The sequence below is a fragment of the Brevundimonas bacteroides DSM 4726 genome, from assembly GCF_000701445.1.
In the GTDB taxonomy this organism is placed as follows: domain Bacteria; phylum Pseudomonadota; class Alphaproteobacteria; order Caulobacterales; family Caulobacteraceae; genus Brevundimonas; species Brevundimonas bacteroides.
The window spans coordinates 289,637-306,765 of record NZ_JNIX01000008.1; the positions used below are offsets into that span (position 1 = coordinate 289,637).

Genomic DNA, 17,129 nt, shown 5'->3' on the forward strand with positions numbered 1-17,129 from the left:
CAACCTTCCTGGTGCGGTGCGCATTGTTGCGTCACCTTAGCCTTGGAAGGAGCAGGATCATGGAACTCGGAATCATCGGCTGGATCGTCATCGGCATCGTCGCCGGTTGGCTGGCCGAAAAAGTCATGGGCCGCAATCACGGCCTGATCACCAACCTTATCGTCGGCGTGCTCGGCGCCCTCATCGGCGGCTTCATCGCCCAAAACCTCTTCGGGTCGGACGTGGGTGGCTTCAACCTTGTAACGTTGCTCGTCGCGTTCGGCGGCGCCTGTCTGCTGCTGTTCCTGCTCGGACTGGTCAAGCGTCGCGCCTGATCGGCCTGACAGTCTGAAATGACGAAGGGCGGTCCTCTTGGGCCGCCCTTTTCGCGTCCGCCTCTCTCTTTCGTCATTCCGGGCTTAGCGCAGCGCAGACCCGGAACCAGGCTGGGCGCGAAGCGCGAACCTGTCACCCACAAAGTTGGCGGACGCATTTCGCCTGCGCTTCGCTTCGGCGCCGCCCTGTTCCGTCTCTGGTCGCTTCGCTCCCGGCGCCAGGAATGACGAAAGAAGGTGAGAAAGCTCAGAACATCGCCGGGATCACGCGATCCGGCGGCCGATGGCCGTTCTGGAAGGTCATGATGTTGGCGATGACGCGGTCCCCCATGTCCTGACGCGCCTCCAGCGTCGCCGAGCCCAGATGCGGCAGCAGCACCACGTTCGGATGGCCCAGCAGACCGGGATGGATCGCGGGCTCGTTCTCGAACACGTCCAGGCCGACGCCCGCGATGCCGCGCCGTCCGACGGCCTCGGCCAGCGCCGGTTCGTCGATCAGCTCCCCGCGCGCGGTGTTGATCAGGATGGCGTGGGGCTGGAGCAGGGCCAGCCGACGCGCGTCCAGCAGATGATGGGTGTCCTTGGTCGCAGGGCAGTTCAGCGAAATCAGGTCCATGCGCGACAGCATGGGGTCCAGCTCGTCCCAGTAGGTCGCGCCCAGCTCCTCCTCGATCCGCTCCGAGACGGCCTTTCGGTTGTGATAATGCACCTGCATGCCGAAGGCCCTGGCCCGCCGCGCCAGGGCCTGGCCGATGCGGCCCATGCCGATGATCCCCAGCCGCTTGCCCCACAGCTTGCGCCCGCACATCCAGGTCGGGGTCCAGCCCTGGAACTCGCCCGCCTGGACGATGTTGGCGCCCTCCACCAAACGGCGGCTGACGGCGAGGATCAGGCTCATGGCCAGGTCGGCGGTGTCCTCGGTCAGGACGCCGGGGGTGTTGGTGACGATCAGGCCGCGTCCGACGGCGGCGTCCACGTCAATGTGGTCCACGCCCGCGCCGAAGTTGGCGATCATCTTCAGCTGCTCGCCGGCTTCCGCGATCAGGTCGGCGTCGATTTCGTCGGTGATGGTTGGAACGAGCACATCGGCGCGCTTCACCGCCGCGGCCAGGGCCGCCCGGTCGAACGGCCGGTCCTTCAGATTCAGCTCGGCGTCGAACAGCTCGCGCATGCGCGTCTCGACCGCGTCGGGCAGCCTTCTGGTTAAGACGACCTTAAGCCGATTGCTGGACATGAGAGCCTTGGATTGACCACGAGCGGCGCGAAGCCCGGTGTCTAGCAAGTCTCACCCCCGTCTCCAAAGCCTGACGCGCCGCATCGCCGCGATCGCACTTGTGATCGGCGCGGGGCTGGCGGCCGGCGGCGCCGCGACCATGCCGGACGGCCGGCCCACGCCGACGGGGCTGGAGGTTCCGCGCTGGGTCTCGCTGAAGTCGTCGGAGGTCCGGGCGCGCCAGGGACCGGGCCTGGACTACCGCATCCTCTGGGAATATCGCGCCGCCGGCCTGCCGGTTCAGGTCATCGCCGAGACGCGCGAGTGGCGGAAGATCTGCGATCCGGAAGGCGGCGTCGCCTGGATCCACCGCAGCGTGGCGTCCGGCCGTCGCGGCGCCTTCAATGCGACGGCGGACGAGGTGCCGATCCGCGCCCGGCCCGACGACGAGGCCGATGTGAAAGCCCGCTTCAGCGGCCGCTCCCTGGTCTCGCTCGACGACTGCGAGGACGGCTGGTGCCGTGTCCGCGCCCAGAAGCTGCGCGGCTGGGTCAAGGCCGATTCGGTGTTCGGCGCCGCAGACGCCGCCTTGTGCGACGCCTCGCGGCCGGCGGGCGTCGAATGACTATTCTCCCTCCCCTTCATGGGGAGGGACGGCGGAGCGCAGCGAAGCCAGGGTGGGGTTCACTCACTTTCCGGCCCCACCCGCGCTCGACTGCGTCTCGCGGTCCCTCCCCATGAAGGGGAGGGAGAAAGGGCACAGTTGACCCCCGCCCCGGCTCATGTCACGCCCCCGCCACACTTCGGGAGCCCCGCCCTTGAGCCAGTCGCAATACCCCTCGTCCTTCGACCACGCCGCCCTGCTGGCGTCCGGCCGGGGCGAGCTGTTCGGGCCGGGCAACGCCCAGCTGCCCGCCCCGCCCATGCTGATGTTCGACCGCATCACCCAGATCAGCGCGGACGGCGGTGAGCATGGCAAGGGCTATATGGAGGCCGAGCTGGATATCCATCCGGACCTCTGGTTCTTCCAGTGCCACTTCATCGGCGATCCGGTCATGCCCGGCTGCCTGGGCCTCGACGCCATGTGGCAGCTGGTCGGCTTCTATCTCGGCTGGATCGGCGGGCCTGGGCGCGGGCGGGCGCTCGGCGTCGGCGAGGTCAAGTTCACCGGCCAGGTCACCCCGGACATCAAAAAGGTCACCTACAAGATCACTCTGAAGCGCGTGATCCACCGTCGCCTCGTCATGGGCATCGCCGACGGGGTGCTGGAGGCCGACGGCGTGCCTATCTACACCGCAACCGACATGCGCGTCGGCCTGTTCCAGCCGGGTGAGAAGCCCTCGGGCGGCTGATTTTCAAAAGAGTTCCGCGATCAACGCGGACCGAAGACTCTAGAAGGAAACACATATGCGGCGTGTCGTCGTCACGGGCCTGGGCATCGTCTCCTCCATCGGCACGGGCCAGGAGGAGGTGACCGCGTCCCTGCGCTCGGCCAAGTCCGGCGTCGTCGCGGCCCCCGACCACATCGCCCACGGCTTCCGCAGCCAGGTCTGGGCGCCGCCCTCGCTGGGCGTGACGGCCGAGGACTGGGCCCCATTGGTCGACCGCCGCGCCGCGCGCTTCCTCGCCAACGGCACCGCCTGGGGCCATATCGCCTTCGAGGAGGCGCTGAAGGATTCCGGCCTGACGCCCGAGGAGATCAAGCACGACCGCATCGGCCTGATCGTCGGCGAGGGCGGCCCCTCGACCCAGGTCATCCTCCAGGCCGCCCAGACCACGATCGAAAAGGGCTCGCCCAAGCGCATCGGCCCGTTCGCCGTGCCGAAGGCGATGGCGTCGGGACCGTCGGCGGTGCTGTCGACCTGGTTCGAGATGCGCGGCGTCAACTATTCGATCAGCTCGGCCTGCGCGACCTCGGTCCACTGCATCGGCGCGGCCGCCGAGCAGATCCAGTGGGGCAAGCAGGACGTGGTCTTCGCCGGCGGCGTCGAGGACATCGACTGGTCCATGTCCAACATGTTTGACGCCATGGGCGCCATGTCGTCGAACTTCAACGACCGCCCCTCGGTCGCCTCCAGAGCCTATGACAAGGACCGCGACGGCTTCGTCATCGCCGGCGGCGCGGGCATCGTCGTGCTGGAGGAGTACGAGCGGGCCAAGGCGCGCGGGGCCAAGATCTATGCTGAGGTCGTCGGCTATGGGGCCAACTCCGACGGCTACGACATGGTGGCCCCGTCCGGCGAAGGCGCGGCGCGCTGCATGCGGATCGCGCTGGATCAGGCCGGCGGACGCAGGATCGACTATCTGAACCCGCACGGCACCTCGACGCCGGTCGGCGATCTCAAGGAGATGGGCGCTGTGCGCGAAGTCTTCGGCGCCGACATGCCGATGATCTCCTCCACCAAGTCCCTGACCGGCCACTCGCTGGGGGCCGCGGGCGCGCAGGAGGCGATTTATTCGCTGCTGATGCTCCACAACGGCTTCGCCTCCGAGAGCGCGCACATCGAAAACCTCGATCCCGAGTTCGAGGGCATGCCCATCCTGCGCCAGCGCCACGACGGCGAACTGACCACCGTCATGTCGAACAGCTTCGGCTTCGGCGGGACGAACGGCACGGTGATCTTCTCAAAGGTCTGACGCGGCTTGCGGCGAAGCTCGGTTTCGCGCGTTCTAGGGCGCTGACCGGAGACCGCGCGCCTGGAAATCGACCCCTACATCCTGCTGCTGCTCGGTCTCGGGGCGGTCGTCCTGCTCGTATCCTGGGCGCCCAAGGGGCTGAAGCAGCTGCCGCTGTCCCTGGCGATGATCTGCGTCGGGCTGGGATTCGGCCTGTTCGCGCTGGACGTCATCGGCTTCGATCCGGATCCGCGCACCTTCGACACCCTGACCGAGCGGCTGACCGAGCTGGTCGTCATCATCTCCCTGATGGGGGCCGGGCTGAAGCTGGACCGGCCGGTCAGCTTAAAAGGCTGGGGCCCGACCTGGCGGTTGCTCGCCATCGCCATGCCCCTGACCATCGCCGCCACCGCCTGGCTGGGCACGATCGGGCTGGGCTTCAGCCTGGCCATGGCGCTGCTGCTGGGCGCATCGATGGCCCCGACCGATCCGGTGCTGGCCTCCGACGTCCAGACCGGACCGCCAAAGTCCGGCGAGGACAATGAGGTCCGGTTCAACCTGACCGCCGAGGCCGGGCTGAACGACGCCCTGGCCTTTCCGTTCGTGAACCTGGCCATCCTCGTTTCGATGACCGGCGCTGCGGCCTGGGCGGGCCAGGATCTGGGCGAGTGGCTGGCGATCGACGTGGCCTGGAAGCTGATCGCCGGGGGCGTCATGGGCTGGGCGGTCGGCAAGGCCATGGGCTGGCTGATCTTCCGCGCCCACGAACGCGGCATCTCGCGCCATGCCGACGGCCTGGTCGCGTTGGGAGCCACCTTCATCGCCTATGCGGCGACGGAGCTCGTTCTCGGTTACGGCTTCCTCGCGGTCTTCGTGTGCGCCCTGACGATCCGCGCCTCGGAGCGTGACGACGATTTCCATGAAGAGATGCACGACTTCGCCGAGCAGATCGAACGGCTGCTGATGATGCTCCTGCTCGTCCTGTTCGGCGGGGCGCTGGCCAACGGCCTGCTGGACGCCCTGACCTGGACCGACGTCGGCATCGGCCTGGCCATCCTGTTCATCGTGCGGCCGGTCGCCGGCTACCTGTCCCTGATCGGCTCTCCCCTGCCCCGCCGGGACAAGGTGCTCCTGGCCTATCTCGGAATTCGAGGCCTGGGGTCGGTGTACTACCTCGCCTACGGCATCAATCATGGCCAGTTCGGCGACTCCGAGCGGCTGTGGGCCATCACCGGCTTCATCATCCTGACGTCCATTCTCGTCCACGGCGTGACCTCGACCCCGCTCATGGCGCTGATCGAGCGGCTGGGCCGTCGCTCTTTGCAGGGCGAGGCCGCCCCTGCTAACCCACCCCCCAAGGACGAACAGCTGGGCTGATCCGACACCGGACGCCCGCCCACACGGAGACGACGATGGCTGGCGAAAACGCCTGGAACATGCCCGCGGGCGAACTCATGAAGGGCAAGAAGGGCCTGATCATGGGGGTGGCGAACTCGAACTCCATCGCCTGGGGCATCGCTTCCCAGCTCGCCGCGCAGGGCGCCGAACTGGCTTTCACCTACCTCGGCGAGGGGCTGGAGCGGCGCGTGCGGCCGCTGGCCGAGAGCGTCGGGGCCAAGGCCGTGATCCAGGCCGACGTCACCGACGACGCCTCCATGGACGCCGCCTTCGCTGAGCTGGAGAAGACCTTCGGCACGATCGACTTCGTCGTCCACTCGGTCGCCTTCGCCAACAAGGACGAGCTGAAGGGCTCCTTCGTCGACAACACCAGCCGCGACAGCTTCCTGCTGGCCATGAACATCTCGGCCTTCAGCTTCGTCGATGTGGCGCGCCGCGCCGCCAAGCTGATGCCGAACGGCGGGTCGCTGGTGACCATGACCTATCTGGGGTCCGAGCGCGCCATCCCGAACTACAACACCATGGGCGTGGCCAAGGCCGCGCTGGAGGCCGCGACCCGCTACATCGCCCGCGACCTGGGGCCGAAGGGCATCCGCGTCAACGCCATCTCGGCCGGGGCCATGCGGACCCTGTCGCTGGCGGGCATCTCCGGTGGCCGGGGCATGATCGCGCAAGGCCGCGCCATGTCGGCCATGAAGGAGGACACCTCGATGGAAGGCGTCGCCGGCTGCGCCCTGTGGCTGTGCTCGGACCTGGGCCTGTCGACCACGGGCGAGGTCATCCACGTCGACGCGGGGTTCCACATGATGGGTCTGGCGGGCGACGAGGAGGGCTGACATCCTCCCCGCCCAAAGCGGGAGGGGGCGATGCGGCGGGCGCTGTTTCTGAGTGACCTGAAGGGCGGGACGGACCTGGCGCTGCTGGCGCTGCGGCTCTTCCTCGGCGCCTTTCTGATCCATGGCGTGTGGGACAACATCGTCTCGCCCGAGCGGATGACCGAGTTCGTCGGCTTCCTGACCGGACTGAACTGCCCCCTGCCGGAGATCGCCGCGCCCGTGTCGGTCTGGGCCCAGTTCGCGGTCGGGGTGCTGCTGATCCCCGGCCTGCTGACCCGCTGGGCCGGCATCGTGCTGGCGATCAACTTCATCGTGGCGATCGTCCTGATCGCGCCGACGGGGGCGAGTTTCCGCGACCTCTATCCGCCCGCGATCCTGATCTTCATCGGCGCCCTGTTGGCCACCCAGGGCGCCGGTGGGTTGTCGCTGGATACCAGCCTGCTCAGACCGGCCCAAAACTTTAGGCCGTGATCGGACCACTCACGCAGCCTTGACGCGAACGTGATTCGGAGCGCCAAGACGGTTCAGGCATCGTCATTTCTCCAGTGTATCGGAGGCGTACGGTGACCGACACCCTTCCACCCATCTATGTCGTAGGACAGCGACGGGCTCCCGGTGGGACCTTCCCGGGCGGCGGCAGCAGCGACGAGACGATCGGCGATGTGCCCGAGACGGAATAGCCGGACCCGACTGACGACGGCATGCCCGACCCATGCGCCGACTCGATCTTGGCGCTAGAGTGGAACGCTGATGCCAGCGGCCGCTGCGGTCGCTCGAGAGTTCGCGCGGCTCGCAGCACTTCAGGGCGAAACGCTCAACATCCGTGAGTGGGGAGCTTACCTGTATCGACAACCCGACGGCAGTATACGAGTAGGGCCAGTCAACTCGGGTCCTGCCTTCTCTGCCGGGGGTGTGGGAACGGTCAGCCTGATTGAAGATGGGGCCGCTTCTGACATCGTCGGCTTCGTTCACAGCCACTCCTCCGGCAATCATCTGCCCTCAGACGGCACTACAAATGACCCGGGTGACATTCAAGTTCTTGATTCAGAGGTCCTTCGCACGGGCAACTCGGATCTCCGAATGTACATCGTCGCCCAAAATCAGGGACCATCTGGCTTCCAGCCCTACAATCAGATTAACATCTATAATCAATCTAACGCCCGTTCTTCTCGTGATACATGGACGAACGGCCCCGAGGTAAACCCGGAGGGACTGCCATGCAGCTAAAGATCATATCCATTGCAGCATTTCTTGGATGCCTAACGGCAACATCAACGACGGCTGGCGTTGGGCAGACGAATGAATTCGAAGACCAAACATTCTCTGAAGGTCTCTCCGCTGCACCACGTGGTAGCTTCTACTTCGGCGGTTACTCAGCTTCCGAAGATTTCGTACGTTATCGCGTTCATTTTTTCGAACGTCGAGTCACACCGGAAAGCGAACTAGGCGTATTCGTTCCTTGGGCGCTCCGGTTATCCGCCAACCCAGCAAGTGAGCCAAAATGGGTTGATGGGCAGAGTTGCCCAGCCATTTACGGCGTCATGCAGGCCGTCACCGACTATGCGACCCCCCGGGTCAGAAGTCCGAAATTTCACCAACTACCTCGAGGAGCTAAGACCCCTCCCGGTCCCCCGATCCCTCTGGAGAGCTCAAGGGTATCGTTGTGGGCTTTTGCCACTTTCGCGGATAGATCATCAGGCCAGTTAGAGTTCTCGGCTACAAGTGGCAGTCTGGAATCACTCGTGAGCTTTGCCGAGTCTGAGCTCGACTCCTGTTGGACTAGTTCTCCCCCAGTTGGGGTTTTTCCAGCAAGCTAGTTTCGCGCGGGAATCATCAAACCCTTCGCCACCGCCGGCCGGGCCTCGCAGCGCGCCACCCATTCCGGCACGGCCTTCAGGGCGTCCCAGCCGACCAGATCGCCAGCCGCGTAGAAGGCCGGGATGGCCCGGACCCAGCCGATCAGGGCGATGTCGGCGATGGTGAAGTCGTCGCCCATGATGAAGGGTCGGTCCGCCAGGCGGCTTTCCAGCACGCCCAGCAGCCGCTTGACCTCGGCGGCGAAGCGGTCGCGCGGGCGCTTGTCCTCGATGTCCTTGCCCGCGAACTTGTGGAAGAAGCCGAGCTGGCCCGTCATCGGCCCCAGCGCCGCCATCTGCCAGAAGACCCATTGCAGCGTCTCGTAGCGTCCCGCCGGATCGGTCGGGATCAGCTTGCCCGCCTTGTCGGCGAGATAGACCAGGATGGCCCCGGACTCCCACAGCGCCAGCGGCTGCCCGCCCGGTCCATTCGGATCGAGGATCGCCGGGATCTTGCCGTTGGGGTTCAGCGACAGATAGTCGGCCGTCCAGGTCTGGTTCTGCATGATGTCGACGAAGTGGGCCTCGTACGGCAGGTCCAGCTCCTCCAGGGCGATGGCGACCTTCACCCCGTTGGGCGTGGGCGTGGAATAGAGCTGCAGCACCGACGGGTCCTTCGCCGGATACGGGTTGGTGATCGGAAAGGCGCTGAGGTCGGCCATGGGATACAGTCTCGGTTGCGGTTGAGGGGGATGTGGGGGGCCTTCGCTCACGCGCAAGTGTCCGCTGCGCGACACGGGACGGGTTGACCCCGCCGGTTGCAGCTTGGCCTTATCCCCACCTCAACCAGGGAGGCGCTGCGTGGCCCACAAGTTCGAAATCTACAAGGACAAGGCCGGGGAGTTCCGGGTCCGGTTCAAGTACAACTCCGAGACCATGTTCTCGACGGAGGGCTATTCGACCAAGGCCTCGGCCAAGAACGCGATCGAGTCGATCAAGAAGAATGGGCCCGACGCTCCGATCGACGATACGACCGACTGACGCTCAGTCCGGCTCGCGCTCGCCCACCTCAGCTGGACGGACGGCCAGCAGCCAGCCGTCGGCGATGTGCAGTTCGGGCACGGCTTCGCGGGTGAAGGGCAGGTACCACGTCGGCCCGCCCGCCGCGGGCGCGATCTCCAGCATGTCGTCGGCGCCGAAGTTCTGGACCGCCTTGACCTTGCCGAGCACGGCGCCCGAGGGCTCGCGCGCCTCTAGCCCGATCAGGTCGGTGAGATAGAACTCGTCCTCGTCCGGCTCGGGCAGCCGGTCGCGGGGCACGTGCAGCTTGAGGCCGCGCATCGCGTCGGCCTCCTCCTTGGTCGCGATCTCCTTGGCGCGTGCCACCAGCCCGTCCTTGGTCGGCCTCGCCGCCGTCAGGGTCAGGCCGTGGGATCCGTCGGCGCGCAGCAAGGGGCCGTAGCCCATCAGGGCGCGGGGATCGGCCGTATAGGTCGTGATCCGCACCTCGCCCTTCACGCCGAAGGCGCCGGCGACATGGGCGACAAGGATGAGTTTCTCACTCATGTCCCTTCTCCCCTTGCGGGAGAAGGTGGCTCGCGAAGCGAGACGGATGAGGGGTGACAGGCGATCTGACCGATGAGGGACACGGGAGACAGCACATCCGCATCTTCGTACCCCTCATCCGTCAGCCTTCGGCTGCCAACGAAAGACCCTACGCCTCGGTCTTCTCTTCCTCGGCGGCGCCTTCGGCGGGAGCCTCTTCGACGGCGACTTCGGCCGAACCTTCGGCTTCGGCGGCCGGGGCCTCCTCGGCGGCGGGCTCTTCAGCCGGGGCAGCGGCGGCGGCGGCCGCAGCAGCAGCAGCTTCCTCCTTTGCGCGGGCAGCGGCTTCGGCGGCCTCGATCTTGGCCTGGGCCTCGGCCTCGGCGCGATCGGCTTCACGCTGGGCGCGCTCGGCCAGACGCTCCTGGGCCTTCTTGCCCGGCTCGCCCTTCTTGGGGTTGTTGCCCTGGGTCCACTTGACCTTGGCCGACAGGGTCTCGTCCTGGCTCAGGAAGCGGGCGACGCGGTCGGTCGGCTGGGCGCCCTTGCCCAGCCACTCGGCGATGCGATCGGCCTTCAGGCTGACGCGCGGGGTCGGGCCGTCCTTGGGCAGCATGGGGTTGTAGGTGCCCACGCGCTCCAGGAACTTGCCGTCGCGCGGCGAGTGCGAGTCGGCGATGACGATGTAGTAGTAGGGGCGCTTCTTGGCGCCGCCGCGGGCCAGACGAATCTTCAGCATTTCGGTTTCTCTTTTCTAGGTCAGTTCGGTTTCTTGGGAAGGCCGGGAAGGCCCGGAAGGCCTCCCGGCGGTAGTCCGCCGCCCCCCGACCCCGGACTGAGTCCGGAGAGCCGGTCCTGGAGGGCTTTCATCTCTTCGGGGCTCGGCTCGGGCATGCGCCCGCCGCCCAGCGCCTTCAGGCGATTGATGTCGGGGCCGCCGCCCATTCCGGGCATGCCGCCCATGCCCATGCCGCCCATCATGGCGGCCATCTTCTGCAGGTTGCCGCGCCCGCCGCGCGACAGCGACTTGACCATGTCGGCCATCTGGCGGTGCTGCTTGAGCAGCCGGTTGATCTCCTGGACCTCGACCCCGGCGCCGGCCGCGACGCGCTTCTTGCGGCTGGCGTTCAGCAGGTCCGGCTTCTTGCGCTCGGCCTTGGTCATGGAGGAGATGATCGCCTCCTGACGGGCGATCATGCGGTCGTCGATGTTGGCGTCGGCCATCTGGGCCTTCATCTTCGCCACGCCCGGCATCAGGCCCATGATGCCCTGAAGCCCGCCCATCTTCTTCATCTGCTGCAGCTGGGCGGCCAGGTCATTGAGGTCGAACTGGCCCTTGGCGAGCTTTTTCGCCATGGCCTCGGCCTTGGCCTGGTCCAGCTCGGTCGCGGCCTTTTCGACCAAGGCGACGATGTCCCCCTGGCCCAGGATGCGGCCGGCGACGCGGCGCGCGTCGAACACATCGAGCGCATCGACCTTCTCGCCCGCCCCCAGATACTTGATCGGCAGGCCGGTGACGGCGCGCATCGACAGCATGGCCCCGCCGCGCCCGTCGCCGTCAGCGCGGGTGAGGACCAGACCCGTCAACGGCAGACGCTCATGGAAGGCGGCGGCGGTGCGCACCGCGTCCTGGCCGGTCAGGCTGTCGGCGACCAGCAGGGTCTCGACGGGCCTGGCGATGGCGGCCACCTCGGCCACCTCGTTCATCAGCGCCTCGTCCAGGGTGATGCGACCGGCGGTATCGAGGATCAGGACGTCGAAGCCCTGGAGCTTGGCCGACTGCAGGGCGCGCCGGGTGATCTGGACCGCGCTCTCGCCCGCCACGATCGGCAGGGTCGCGACCTCGATCTGCTTGCCGAGCTGTGCCAGCTGTTCCATCGCCGCCGGACGCCGCGTGTCCAGCGAGGCCATCATGACCTTCTTGCGGTCGAACTTGGTCAGGCGCAGCGCCAGCTTGGCGGACGTGGTCGTCTTGCCCGAGCCTTGCAGGCCGGCCATCAGAACGACGGCGGGCGGCGTGGCGTTGGTGTTGAGCGGAACCGGCTCCTCGCCGCCCAGCATCTCGATCAGGCCGTCGTAGACGATCTTGATGACCTGGTCGGCGGGCTTGACCGAGCGGATCACCTCTTCGCCGGTGGCGCGCTCGGTGGCGAAGGCGATGAAGTCCTTGACGACCGGCAGGGCGACGTCGGCCTCCAGCAGAGCCACGCGCACCTCGCGCATCGCCTCGGCCACGTCCTTTTCGGACAGGGCGCCGCGACCGGTGATCCGGTCGAAGACGCCTGTGAGCCGCTCGTTCAGAGCCTCGAACATCAAACACCCATTCTGGGCGCAAAACGACCTCAGCCCCCGTGGACGTACGACGTCGACGGGGGTTCCTCTCCATCCTCGTCCGATGCGAAACCGGGGTCGTGATGGTGGAGGCGCGAGGTTCACTTGCGCCGGAAGCGGCGGCTTATGGCGGAAAAGCCGGGCGAAGACAAGGCGAGCCCGCCTGCGCCTTGCCAAGCGGCAACAGACGGCCTCCTATCCCCGGATCGCGCCGGAGGATGCCCATGCGTTTCGCTCGCCCCCTGACCCTCGTGCTCATGCTCGCGCTGGGCGCGGCGCCCGCCCTGGCCCAGACCCCGCCGCCGACCCGCCAGTCCGGCAGCCTGATCTACAGCGGCATCCCCGAGATTCCCGAGGCGCTCCGCACCGATCTCCAGAGATACCGCAACGCCCGTTCCGCCGGCTTTCAGGACTGGATGGAAGACGGTTCCATGCTGATCTCGACCCGGTTCGGCGAGACGGCCCAGCTTCATCGCGTCGCTGCGCCTGGCGCCGACCGCACCCAGATCACCTTCTTCGCCGAGCCGATTTCCAACGCCACGACCATCCCCGGTACGGACCGCTTCGCCTATCAGCGCGACGCAGGCGGCGCCGAGAACTTCCAGACCTTCGTGGCGGGCCTGAACGGCGGCGATGAGGCCATCACCGAGCCGAACACGAGGAACGGCGGACCTGTCTTCTCCGACGACGGCCGGACCGTGTTCTGGAACCGTGTGGAGCGCGGCCAGTCGGACTACGACATCCTGGCCATGACCGTCGGCGATCCCGCCTCACGCCGCGTCGTGTTCGAGGGGACGGGCCAGTTCTCGCCCGTGGACGTCTCGCCGGACGGGGGCCGGGTGCTCCTGTCGCAGTACATCTCCGCGCTCGACAGCCGCCTGTGGATCCTCGATCTGGCGACGGGCCGCGCCACCCGCCTGCGCGAGAGCGCGACGCCCGTGTCCTACAGCGGCGGCGAGTTCACCCGCGACGGCCGCTCGATCATCACCACGTCCGACGAGGGCGGCGAGGCGCAGCGGCTGGTCGAGATCTCGCTGGAGGACGGCGCGGTCACGCCCCTGACCGAGGCGTCCAACTGGGACGTCGACGACTTCGACCTGTCCGACGACGGACGCCTGCTGGCCTGGTCGATCAACGAGGACGGCTACTCCAGGGTGGCGGTGCGCGACCTGATCACCCGCCGCGCCCTGCCCCAGCCCGAGCTCCCACAAGGCGTGCTGGGAGCCCTGCAGTTCTCGCCGGACGGATCGAAACTCGCCATCGGCCTGTCGACGCCGACCAGCTCGGGTGATGTCTGGGGCTGGGACGTGGCGGCGGGCGGCCTGACCCGCTGGACCCAGTCCGAGGTCGGCCCGCTGGATCGGGCCAGCTTTGTCACCCCCGACCTGATCCGCTATCCGAGCTTTGACGACCTGCGCATTCCGGCCTTCGTCTACCGCCCGCGCGGACTGGAGGGGCGCCGCCCGGTCATCATCGACATTCACGGCGGCCCCGAGGGCCAGGCGCGGCCGGGCTTCAACCTGAACTACCAGCAGTGGGTCGCCGACCACGGCGCGGTCGTGATCGTCCCCAACGTCCGGGGCTCGTCGGGCTACGGCAAGACCTGGCTGGCGGCCGACAACGGACCGCGCCGACAGGAGTCGGTCCAGGACATCGGGGCCCTGCTGGACTGGATCGCGACCCAGCCCGACATGGACCCCGAGCGCGTCGTGGTCCACGGCGGCTCCTACGGCGGCTTCATGGTGCTGGCCTCGCTGGCGGCTTATTCGGACCGGCTAGCGGGGGCGGTGAACATCTTCGGCATCGCCAACTTCGTCAGCTTCCTGCAGAACACCGAGGCCTACCGCCGCGACCTGCGCCGGGCCGAATACGGCGACGAGCGCAACCCCGCCATGCGCGCCTTGTTCGACCGCATCTCGCCGCTGAATCTGACCGACCGCATGACCGCGCCGCTGCTGGTCATCCAGGGCGCCAACGACCCCCGCGTGCCCCAGAGCGAGTCCGAGCAGATCGTCGACGCGGTCCGCGCCGAGGGCCGTCCGGTCTGGTATCTGCTCGCCACCAACGAAGGCCACGGCTTCAGAAAGAAGTTCAACTCAGACGGCCAGGCCGAGGTCACCAACCTGTTCTTCCGTCAGGTGCTGGGTGGCGAACCTACCGAGGCAGCGGGCGCACAATAGGTTTCACGATCGGCCCTGGGGCTGGCCACGCCGCTGACCGCTGTTACGGTCGATCTCCCAGCCTCCCCGCTGAGCGAGACCGCCATGCCGACCACGACCCCCGTCGCTGACGACCGCCTGCGCGAGGAGGTGCGGCTGCTGGGCGGCCTGCTGGGCGAGGTCATTCGCGACGAGGGCGGGCAGGCGCTCTACGACAAGATCGAGGCCGTCCGTGTCGCCTCGGTCGCCTATCACCGCCACCCCGGCGCCAAGGGCTCGGCGGAGCTGGAGCGTTTGCTCAGCGAGCTGTCGCTTGACGAGGCGGTCGGCCTCGCCCACGGCTTCGCGGTCTTCTCGCTTCTGGCCAATGTCGCCGAGGACCGGGCCGGCAAGCGTCGGGCCCAGGTTCAGGCCGCCGAGGGCGCGCGCGCTGACACGCCGGAAGGAGCCCTGGCCCGGCTCGCCTCGGCCGGACGCTCCGTCGAGGACGCGCGGTCCCTGCTGTCCGAGGCCCTCATCGCTCCCGTGCTGACCGCCCACCCGTCCGAGGTTCGGCGCAAGAGCGTCATCGACCGCATCGCCGCCGTGTCCGATCTGCTGGACGCCTGCGACCGCGATGACCTCGGCTGCCGCCCCGAGGTCATGACGAAGGGGCTACGTCGTCAGGCGGTGATCCTGTGGGCCACCCGTCTGGTGCGCACCACCGGCCTGGTCGTCCAGGACGAGATCGACACCGTCGTGTCCTTCCTCGAGCGCGTCTTTCTCAAGGTCGCGCCGGAACAGCTGATCGACTGGCGCCGCCGCCTGAACGCGCCGGACCTAAAACCCTTCGTTCGCATCGGTGCCTGGGTCGGTGGTGACCGCGACGGCAATCCGAATGTCGACGCCGACGCGCTCCGCGCCGCCTTCGCCACGCCGGCCAAGGCGGCGATGCGCCACTATCTGGAGGCGGTGAACGCGCTGGGCGCCGAGCTCAGCCTGTCCGGATCGCTGGCCCGCGTCAGCCCGGCGCTGCAGGCCCTGTCCGATGCATCGGGCGACCTGTCGCCCCACCGCGCCGATGAGCCCTATCGCCGCGCGCTCAGCCAGATCTACGCCCGGCTCTCGGCCACTCACCTGCATCTGACGGGCCAGCCCGCACCCCGCCCCGCGCCATTCGAGGCCCCCGCCTACGCGGGCCCATCCGAGTTCCGGGCGGACCTGGGCATCCTCCACGACAGCCTGATCGCCAGCCACGGCGCCGTCTTCGCCGACGATGGCCTCGCCCGCCTGATCGCCACAGTCGACGTGTTCGGCTTCCACATGGCGACGCTGGACCTGCGCCAGAACTCCGACGTCCACGCTCGCGTCGTGACCGACCTGCTGCGCGTCGCCGGAGTCTGCCCCGACTACGCCGCGCTGGACGAAGAGGCGCGGCTGGCGCTGCTCGCCGCCGAACTGCGCACGCCCCGGCCCCTGTTCAGCCCCTACGCCGACTATGCGCCCGAGACGCTGAAGGAGCGCGCGATCCTTCAGGCGGCGGCCGAGGCGCTGGACCGCTTCGGCCCCGACGCCATCCGCACCCACATCGTCTCCAAGACCGACGCGGCCTCGGATCTGCTCGAGGTCTATCTCCTGCTCAAGGACGTCGGCCTGTATCGCCCCGAGGACCCCGCCGCCTGCCCCATCCAGGCCGCCCCCTTGTTCGAGACCATCGACGACCTGCGCGCCGCGCGGCCCACGCTGGAGCGCCTGCTGAAGGAGCCATCCGCCCTCGCCGTCGCCCGGGCGCGCGGCGTGCAGGAGGTCATGATCGGCTACTCCGACAGCAACAAGGACGGCTCCTACCTGACCTCGACGTGGGAACTGCACGAGGCGTCGCGCGCCCTGCTGGCCGCGGCGCAGGGGGTCGGCGTGCGGCTGCAGCTGTTTCACGGCCGGGGCGGCGCGGTCGGGCGCGGCGGCGGGTCCAGTTTCGCCGGCGTCCTGTCCCAGCCGACCGGAACGGTCGCGGGGCGAATCCGCATCACCGAACAGGGCGAGGTCATCGCCAATAAGTACGGCGAGCCCGACGTGGCGCGGCGCAACCTCGACGCCCTGACCGCCGGGACCCTGATCGCCTCGCTCGCCCCGCCGCCGGACGAGGAAATGACGGCGCGGCACGGCGTGACGGTCCAAGCCCTGTCGCGCGCGTCGATGGCCGCCTATCGGGCGCTGGTCTATGAGACGCCAGGGTTCGTCGACTACTTCCGGGCCGCCACCCCCATCAACGAGATCGCCGAGCTGAAGATCGGATCGCGGCCGACCAGCCGCACCGCCTCGACCCGCATCGAGGACCTGCGCGCCATCCCCTGGGTGCTCAGCTGGTCCCAGAGCCGCGTGATGCTGCCCGGCTGGTTCGGCTTCGGCTCGGCCTGTGACGGCGTGGACGTGGAGGAGCTGCGCGCCATGGCCGCCGACTGGCCCTTCTTCCGGACCCTGGTCCAGAACATGGAGATGATCATGGCCAAGGCCGACATGACCATCGCCCGCCGCTACGCCTCGCTGGTCCCGGATCAGACGCTGGCCGCCTCTGTGTTCGGCGCGCTGCAGGCCGAGTGGGACCGCACCCATGCCGCCGTGTTGGCCATCACGGGCCAGACGGTCCTGCTCGGCGGTCAGCCCGAGCTCGACCGCCTGATCCGTCTTCGCATGCCCTATGTCGAGCCGCTCAACCACGTGCAGATCGAACTGATCCGGCGACGCCGCGCGGGCGACGACGACCCACGCGTTCGCGAGGGCATACTGCTGGCCATCAACGGCGTCGCCGCGGGCCTCCGAAACAGCGGCTGAGGACACAGCGCACAGATCATGCGTCTGGTTGCGAGTTTGCGCACAGCTTAACGACCATGAACGAAATTTAGGGAAGGGTTCACCGGGCAGTCACGGAACTCGACCTTTGT

The 17,129-nt window shown here is 67.8% G+C and carries 15 protein-coding genes; 10 read left to right on the forward strand and 5 right to left on the reverse strand.

Going from position 1 to position 17,129, the window contains the following annotated elements; genetic code table 11:
• Positions 1-59 precede the first annotated feature (59 nt).
• Entirely contained in the window at positions 60-314 is a 255-nt protein-coding gene (locus Q333_RS0106315) for a GlsB/YeaQ/YmgE family stress response membrane protein (protein WP_029415902.1), read from the forward strand.
• A 247-nt stretch (positions 315-561) separates the two neighbouring features.
• Here the strand turns inward: Q333_RS0106315 and Q333_RS0106320 are convergent, their stop codons facing one another.
• Complete coding sequence (locus Q333_RS0106320; protein ID WP_029415903.1) at positions 562-1,548, reverse strand: 2-hydroxyacid dehydrogenase; 987 nt, start codon at positions 1,546-1,548, stop codon at positions 562-564.
• A 100-nt stretch (positions 1,549-1,648) separates the two neighbouring features.
• Between Q333_RS0106320 and Q333_RS0106325 the strand changes: the two genes are divergently transcribed.
• The 6 genes from Q333_RS0106325 (at position 1,649) to Q333_RS0106350 (ending at position 6,848) form a co-directional block, all read left to right on the forward strand.
• Entirely contained in the window at positions 1,649-2,152 is a 504-nt protein-coding gene (locus tag Q333_RS0106325) for an SH3 domain-containing protein (protein ID WP_029415904.1), read from the forward strand.
• A 193-nt stretch (positions 2,153-2,345) separates the two neighbouring features.
• Positions 2,346-2,879: a 3-hydroxyacyl-[acyl-carrier-protein] dehydratase FabA gene (fabA, locus tag Q333_RS0106330; RefSeq protein ID WP_029415905.1), complete on the forward strand. Its 534-nt coding sequence runs from the start codon at positions 2,346-2,348 to the stop codon at positions 2,877-2,879.
• A gap of 55 nt (positions 2,880-2,934) precedes the next feature.
• Positions 2,935-4,164 (forward strand): beta-ketoacyl-ACP synthase I, encoded by a 1,230-nt coding sequence (fabB, locus tag Q333_RS0106335; RefSeq protein ID WP_029415906.1) that lies wholly within the window; start codon positions 2,935-2,937, stop codon positions 4,162-4,164.
• Between the two features lie 111 nt (positions 4,165-4,275).
• Positions 4,276-5,520, forward strand: a complete 1,245-nt coding sequence (locus Q333_RS0106340; protein WP_245591505.1) for a cation:proton antiporter — start codon at positions 4,276-4,278, stop codon at positions 5,518-5,520.
• A 59-nt stretch (positions 5,521-5,579) separates the two neighbouring features.
• Positions 5,580-6,377: an enoyl-ACP reductase FabI gene (locus tag Q333_RS0106345; protein WP_407059714.1), complete on the forward strand. Its 798-nt coding sequence runs from the start codon at positions 5,580-5,582 to the stop codon at positions 6,375-6,377.
• A gap of 30 nt (positions 6,378-6,407) precedes the next feature.
• Complete coding sequence (locus Q333_RS0106350) at positions 6,408-6,848, forward strand: DoxX family protein (RefSeq protein WP_051651156.1); 441 nt, start codon at positions 6,408-6,410, stop codon at positions 6,846-6,848.
• A gap of 1,342 nt (positions 6,849-8,190) precedes the next feature.
• On the opposite strand, the gene Q333_RS0106355 is transcribed toward Q333_RS0106350, so the two are convergent.
• Positions 8,191-8,895 carry a glutathione S-transferase N-terminal domain-containing protein gene (locus Q333_RS0106355; RefSeq protein WP_029415910.1) on the reverse strand — a complete coding sequence of 235 codons (705 nt, stop codon included), beginning with the start codon at positions 8,893-8,895 and terminating at the stop codon, positions 8,191-8,193.
• 139 nt (positions 8,896-9,034) lie between these two features.
• Between Q333_RS0106355 and Q333_RS0106360 the strand changes: the two genes are divergently transcribed.
• Positions 9,035-9,214: a YegP family protein gene (locus tag Q333_RS0106360; RefSeq protein WP_029415911.1), complete on the forward strand. Its 180-nt coding sequence runs from the start codon at positions 9,035-9,037 to the stop codon at positions 9,212-9,214.
• 3 nt (positions 9,215-9,217) lie between these two features.
• Here Q333_RS0106360 and rimM read toward each other — a convergent pair whose 3' ends face one another.
• From rimM to ffh, 3 genes are all read right to left on the reverse strand, one after another.
• Positions 9,218-9,739, reverse strand: a complete 522-nt coding sequence (gene rimM / locus Q333_RS0106365) for a ribosome maturation factor RimM (protein ID WP_029415912.1) — start codon at positions 9,737-9,739, stop codon at positions 9,218-9,220.
• Between the two features lie 148 nt (positions 9,740-9,887).
• Positions 9,888-10,457 (reverse strand): 30S ribosomal protein S16, encoded by a 570-nt coding sequence (rpsP, locus tag Q333_RS0106370; RefSeq protein WP_029415913.1) that lies wholly within the window; start codon positions 10,455-10,457, stop codon positions 9,888-9,890.
• A gap of 20 nt (positions 10,458-10,477) precedes the next feature.
• The gene (gene ffh, locus Q333_RS0106375) at positions 10,478-12,031 is read right to left on the reverse strand and encodes a signal recognition particle protein (protein ID WP_029415914.1); all 1,554 of its coding nucleotides are present in this window, start codon (positions 12,029-12,031) and stop codon (positions 10,478-10,480) included.
• Between the two features lie 242 nt (positions 12,032-12,273).
• Here ffh and Q333_RS0106380 point away from each other — a divergent pair, with 242 nt between their 5' ends.
• Together Q333_RS0106380 and ppc are read left to right on the forward strand one after the other, a co-directional pair.
• On the forward strand, positions 12,274-14,229 hold the full coding sequence (locus tag Q333_RS0106380; RefSeq protein ID WP_029415915.1) for a S9 family peptidase: 1,956 nt from the start codon (positions 12,274-12,276) through the stop codon (positions 14,227-14,229).
• A gap of 84 nt (positions 14,230-14,313) precedes the next feature.
• Positions 14,314-17,019 carry a phosphoenolpyruvate carboxylase gene (gene ppc, locus Q333_RS0106385; protein ID WP_029415916.1) on the forward strand — a complete coding sequence of 902 codons (2,706 nt, stop codon included), beginning with the start codon at positions 14,314-14,316 and terminating at the stop codon, positions 17,017-17,019.
• Positions 17,020-17,129 lie beyond the last annotated feature (110 nt).

Excerpts from the sequence above, each read along its gene's own strand:
- ffh (WP_029415914.1), bottom strand. The coding sequence starts at position 12,031 with ATGTTCGAGGCTCTGAACGAGCGGCTCACAGGCGTCTTCGACCGGATC.
- Q333_RS0106345 (WP_407059714.1), top strand. The coding sequence starts at position 5,580 with ATGCCCGCGGGCGAACTCATGAAGGGCAAGAAGGGCCTGATCATGGGG.
- ppc (WP_029415916.1), top strand. The coding sequence starts at position 14,314 with ATGCCGACCACGACCCCCGTCGCTGACGACCGCCTGCGCGAGGAGGTG.
- Q333_RS0106355 (WP_029415910.1), bottom strand. The coding sequence starts at position 8,895 with ATGGCCGACCTCAGCGCCTTTCCGATCACCAACCCGTATCCGGCGAAG.
- rimM (WP_029415912.1), bottom strand. The coding sequence starts at position 9,739 with ATGAGTGAGAAACTCATCCTTGTCGCCCATGTCGCCGGCGCCTTCGGC.
- Q333_RS0106350 (WP_051651156.1), top strand. The coding sequence starts at position 6,408 with ATGCGGCGGGCGCTGTTTCTGAGTGACCTGAAGGGCGGGACGGACCTG.
- Q333_RS0106315 (WP_029415902.1), top strand. The coding sequence starts at position 60 with ATGGAACTCGGAATCATCGGCTGGATCGTCATCGGCATCGTCGCCGGT.
- Q333_RS0106320 (WP_029415903.1), bottom strand. The coding sequence starts at position 1,548 with ATGTCCAGCAATCGGCTTAAGGTCGTCTTAACCAGAAGGCTGCCCGAC.
- Q333_RS0106380 (WP_029415915.1), top strand. The coding sequence starts at position 12,274 with ATGCGTTTCGCTCGCCCCCTGACCCTCGTGCTCATGCTCGCGCTGGGC.
- rpsP (WP_029415913.1), bottom strand. The coding sequence starts at position 10,457 with ATGCTGAAGATTCGTCTGGCCCGCGGCGGCGCCAAGAAGCGCCCCTAC.
- fabB (WP_029415906.1), top strand. The coding sequence starts at position 2,935 with ATGCGGCGTGTCGTCGTCACGGGCCTGGGCATCGTCTCCTCCATCGGC.